Source organism: Shewanella sp. 11B5, from assembly GCF_002836795.1.
Taxonomy (GTDB): Bacteria; Pseudomonadota; Gammaproteobacteria; order Enterobacterales; family Shewanellaceae; genus Shewanella; species Shewanella frigidimarina.
Genome location: NZ_PJAP01001031.1, coordinates 1 through 2,606, shown reverse-complemented (window position 1 = coordinate 2,606; position 2,606 = coordinate 1). Strand labels below are relative to the sequence as shown.

Annotated in this window: 2 protein-coding genes; one reads left to right on the top strand and one right to left on the bottom strand. The window is 35.3% G+C overall.

The genetic code is table 11. The features are described from left to right. Positions 1-501: DNA cytosine methyltransferase (locus tag CXF78_RS19900; protein WP_180957226.1), on the top strand; the 501-nt coding region annotated here is incomplete at its 5' end. Positions 502-505: 4 nt separating this feature from the next. On the opposite strand, the gene CXF78_RS19895 is transcribed toward CXF78_RS19900, so the two are convergent. Next, the gene (locus CXF78_RS19895; RefSeq protein ID WP_102037733.1) at positions 506-2,080 is read right to left on the bottom strand and encodes an Alw26I/Eco31I/Esp3I family type II restriction endonuclease; all 1,575 of its coding nucleotides are present in this window, start codon (positions 2,078-2,080) and stop codon (positions 506-508) included. Positions 2,081-2,606 lie beyond the last annotated feature (526 nt).

Genomic DNA, 2,606 nt, shown 5'->3' with positions numbered 1-2,606 from the left:
TCTCATGCCGGATTTCGAAATCATGATGACATAAGAAATGATTTGGCCGTCAACTATCTTACTTTTGCAAAAGAGTTAAAACCTTCAATATTTTTATTAGAGAATGTAGAAGGACTTTTAACCATGAAAAAAGGGCAGGTAATAAAGGATCTTATAACCAGCCTTGAAGAAATTGGCTACACTGTTAACAGTCCTGTTTGGAAACTTAATGCTGAAGAATACGGCGTCCCTCAAATGAGAAGACGTGTATTCTTAATTGCGACATTAAACCATAAACATCAATTTGACAAACCCTTATCGTTACTAAATCCATGCTTAGGAAGAAGGAAGAACTCTAAACAATTAGTGATTTCAGGTTCATTAGCAGCCCCTATTAATATTGCAGAAGCCTTTATGGGGCTTAGCTTTGACAGTAAATCGACAGAATATCGTAGCAACTATTCAAACTGGATAAGTGGAAAGTGGTCTCTTTATAAGTTTTTAAAGACCACTGCTTTATAATTCATTAAATTGCTCTGATCTGTGCGTTAATTCCTATTGAGTCGACGCACTCTTTTAATATTTGAAAACGCAATACATCCTCTGGTTGGACTGGAACTTCTTCACTTTCTGTTAAATATGAAATGATATTTTCTTTTCCTTCAAGACTTGTTGAATAAGGAAACTGCTGACTCCAAGTCTGATCCATACCGTGAAAACCGACAGTTTTCATTTTCTCTAACATTGTATAAATAAACAAGCTATTATCTTCTAAGTCATTCCTAACAAGCTTTCTATCAGCAACACCTTTAGATGTATACTCAGCTATAGACTCTAATGCGATTCTTATACTGCGTACAAATAAACTCTTTCTATTTGGAGTTATTTTTTTTGTTATTGTATAGCTTTTAAAGGTCAATTCACTGGTATCAAGCTCTTTAAATATTACGCTATCAAAAGCGTGCTTTGGTCCAAGTAAAGTACAAATGAATCTAACATAACCATTTTGCCATAAATGACACAAAATTCGGAAATATGAATCCTGAAGCGTTCTCATTGAGTTACTTAGTGCTCGGGTATCAAAGTCGTTGAGCATATGCATTTTATGCTTATCCCAATGTGCCCTTACCTGAAATGATGCTACAGAACTATTTGTCATAACCTCATAATCTAAAAGAAGATTTACATCACTCTTAGTAAAGCGTCTATTTTTCGAGCTATTATGAGCTGAACACATTGGCTGAAATAATGGTAACTGTTTAAAGCCACACGAAATTGGGCCAATATGATCTGGACTAACCTTAATACTTGCCGAACCCTCGGGACATAAAACACAATGGCCTTGTCCTGCCGCATTATAAAGAGTATCAGCAACCATCCAATTACCTTCTGCCCAAAACTCAAAACTTCTTCTATCGTGATTGTATGTCCTCATATTTGAGTCGAATCGACCTGGATCATTATTTTTTCTACATTCAAAATGGTAATCATGGAACCCATCAAGTCTATCAGGCGGGTTTCCCATATACCCAGGGGTTAACCAAGCCTTTGAATTGAAATGGTTTGTTTTTTCAAATGCTTCCTTTGATATACCGTGCGTTTCAAATACTTTTACTCTCTCAGGAAACAGCTTAAAAAATATTTCTTCTAGATCTTGAAGACTAAGATACTTTTTCAATTCATGAATTGCTGAATCAATAGGCTGCCATTTGAAGAAGGCACCTTTAGGGCATTGTTTAGCCAACTTTTTAAACAGTCGATCATTTAGATAAAAATAACCTACATTCCAATCTTCGCCACACAAACGACAAGCTCTATACCCTGTGGGATTTATAATTCTAGCCGCGATAGTAAAGCGTTCATTTTCATTACCTTGCCCATCTAGGCCAAGACTATCTGCTTTAGCTGCCCACCAATCCCACCTCTGTAGATAATACTTATAGAAAGAAGTTGTTTTCCCACTACTCACTTGCCAGTTTATCTTGTTGTCAGAAACTGCATTAGGCATACCATCAAACTGCTCACTAGCTACTAACATATTCATATAGCGGATATAATTTTCGTGGGCATCAAACTTACCCCGACCATACTTAGCACTCATACAAATCCTACCTAAATTGAAATAATGACCAATATAACAACTTTTTCTATGACAAGTTAAAAGAAAAAGCAGGTAGAGATCGAATTATGTAAAATGCTATGCTTAATTGTAATAATAGTCATCGTAGACGCCACTTTTGTATGGTGAGTAAATCATCGATGAAACATAGCTAACATTCAACTCAAATGAATCTACTACAGACTATACATGCTTAACCTCTATCGACTTATGTAGATTTGGCCACCTGATTAAAGAATTGTTATTAGCAGTAAATTTTAAATACACTCTAACGATACAACATGGTAATGGTAATTGTAGTGGTCTGCAAAAATTAGCCTGCATGATACAAGTTATATAAATAAAATAGCATATTGCTGATTTGATAAAAGAAGTGCACTTTAATAGTTATTAAAGTACACTTTATAGCGTGTTTTAGCGCTAGCGCTTTATTAGCTCGTTCTGCATGTAATCATGAGAGAAAGATATAGAACTTATAACATGCAGTCTTTACTGCATATTTAGCCAC